The organism is uncultured Senegalimassilia sp. (assembly GCF_934636665.1).
GTDB lineage: Bacteria > Actinomycetota > Coriobacteriia > Coriobacteriales > Eggerthellaceae > Senegalimassilia.
This window is the reverse complement of record NZ_CAKUAT010000035.1, coordinates 1-2,065: the sequence shown is the minus strand read 5'-3', so window position 1 is coordinate 2,065 and position 2,065 is coordinate 1. Positions and strand designations below refer to the sequence as shown.

Here is a 2,065-nt window from a genome sequence, read left to right as displayed (position 1 = left end):
TGAACTGCGTCCCAAAACTTGGACGGCTTAAATAAGAACTACGCCGCAAGGGGCCGGCTCCGGAACTCCTCCGGGGTCAGCCCCTTCAGTTTAACCTGGCGCCTCCTCGTGTTCCAGTGGGCGATGTACGCGTCCAGGTCCGCCTTGAAGGACTCGAAGTCGGGCCACTCCCGTCCCCGGAAGAACTCGTCCTTCATGTGGCCGAAGACCTGCTCGGTGGCGCCGTTGTCGATGCAGTTGCCCTTCCTGGACATGCTCTGGACGATCCCGGCGTCCCTCGGCCTCCCGCACCATGCGGCGTGCTGGTACTGCCAGCCCATGTCGCTGTGGAGCACCGGCGTCGCGCCCTCGGGCATCTTCGCCAGCAACTGGTCGAGCAGGGCGAGCTGCTGCGCCAGGTCCGGGCTGGTCGACGTCGACCACGCGACTATCTCCTTGCTGCCGAAGTCGTACACCGGCGCGAAGTAGGCCCTGCCCCAGGGCTGCTTGAACTCGGTGACGTCGGTGCCCATCTTCTGCCACGGGCCGGCGGCGGAGAAGTCGCGCCCGATGACGTTCTCGAACGTCTCGCCGACGACGCCCCTGTAGGAGTTGTAGCGGTGGTAGTCGGTCTCGCGGCGGATGCCGCAGCGGATCCCCATCTCGCGCATCATCTTGAGCACGGTCTTGTCGGCGATGGTCACGCCGAGCTCGCCGCGCAGGCACATGGCGACCTGGCGGTGGCCGCATCCGTTGGCCGTGCGCGAGAAGATCTCCGCGACCGCCTCGCGCAGCTCGGGCCTGGTCGGCCCGACCGGGTGCGACAGCGCGTAGTAGTAGGTCGACCTTGCCAGCCCGGAGCACTCCAGCAGGTGCCCCAGCTCGCACCCCTCCGCGCGCAGGGCGCTCACGGCCTCGACCTTCGCCCTGGTCAGAGCCCGTCCCTCTCGACCAGGGCGCGCAATTTTTTTAGGTAGGCCACCTCGGTCTCGAGCCTTCGGCAGCGCTCCTCGAGCTCCTGCTCGCGGGTGCGCCCGCGCGGCTTGGAGCCGGACCCCTTCGGCCTGCCCTTCGGCTTGGGCCTGAGCGCCTCGGCCCCGCCCTCGCGGTAGAGCCTGCACCATCTCTTGAGCGGCGCCAAGGACATGACCCCGAACGCCTCCATGGCGCCCCGCTTGCTCATGCCGCCGTCGACCACGGCCGAGGCGGCGGCGACCTTCTGCTCGTATGTGTACCTGGCCTGCTTGCCGTCCATGGATAGCAGCACCTCGCTTCCGAACGACCGGTATACGTAGAGCCATTGTCTCACGGTGTCGCGCGGGACCGACAGCGCCTTCGCCGCCGACTCGAAGCCGTGGCCTCGCTCGAAGAGCCCGATTGCCGCCTTCCTGGCCTCGATGTCGTGCTTCACCCTCAAGTCGACACGCATAAAAAGCCTCCCATTTCTCATGTCCAAGAAATGGGAGGCAGTTCACGAATTCGCTTTCCTGGGCTTTTTGCATCTCTACTTTGAAAGAACGCCTCAACCTACCTATAACCGTCTTTTTTAGATTGCTCCAGCGGTTTCGGCTGCGGCTTCATGCGTCAGAGGCGAACCAGCGCGTGGATTTCCACCACCTAGGCGCCGGCCTTCCACGCAGCTACGCGGTCGCGAAGCCATTGGGCCCACTGGTCGATTCCCTCGCCTGTCTTGGCGCAGATAGGGATGATGGTGGCGTTGGGGTTGCGCATGAGGATGTTCTCTCGCGCGCGCTCCATGCTAAAGGTGTCGAATATCGGCAGCGCATCGATCTTGTTGATAAGCACGACGTCACAGATGGAGAACATGAGCGGGTACTTGAGCGGCTTGTCGTCGCCCTCAGGAACCGAAAGGATCATCGCGTTGGAGCAAGCTCCCGTGTCGAACTCCGCGGGGCACACCAGGTTACCCACGTTTTCGAGAATCGCCAGGTCAACATGCTCGGCATCCTCGCCAAGCAGCGCGTCCAGACCCTGCTCGGTCATATAGGCGTCCAGATGGCACATGCCGCCGGTGTGAAGCTGGATAGCGCGGGCGCCGGTCTGAGCGATCGTCTTTGCATCGACG

Annotated in this window: 3 protein-coding genes; all 3 read right to left on the bottom strand. The window is 64.3% G+C overall.

All coding sequences use genetic code 11. From position 1 onward, the window contains the following. Positions 1–38: 38 nt before the first annotated feature. Positions 39–890: an IS3 family transposase gene (locus tag Q0G75_RS09300; RefSeq protein WP_294417985.1), complete on the bottom strand. Its 852-nt coding sequence runs from the start codon at positions 888–890 to the stop codon at positions 39–41. Between the two features lie 20 nt (positions 891–910). Beyond that, positions 911–1,408, bottom strand: a complete 498-nt coding sequence (locus Q0G75_RS09295; RefSeq protein WP_294417984.1) for a helix-turn-helix domain-containing protein — start codon at positions 1,406–1,408, stop codon at positions 911–913. A gap of 188 nt (positions 1,409–1,596) precedes the next feature. Further along, the coding region (gene hypB, locus Q0G75_RS09290) for a hydrogenase nickel incorporation protein HypB (protein WP_294417983.1) at positions 1,597–2,065 on the bottom strand (469 nt) is incomplete at its 5' end.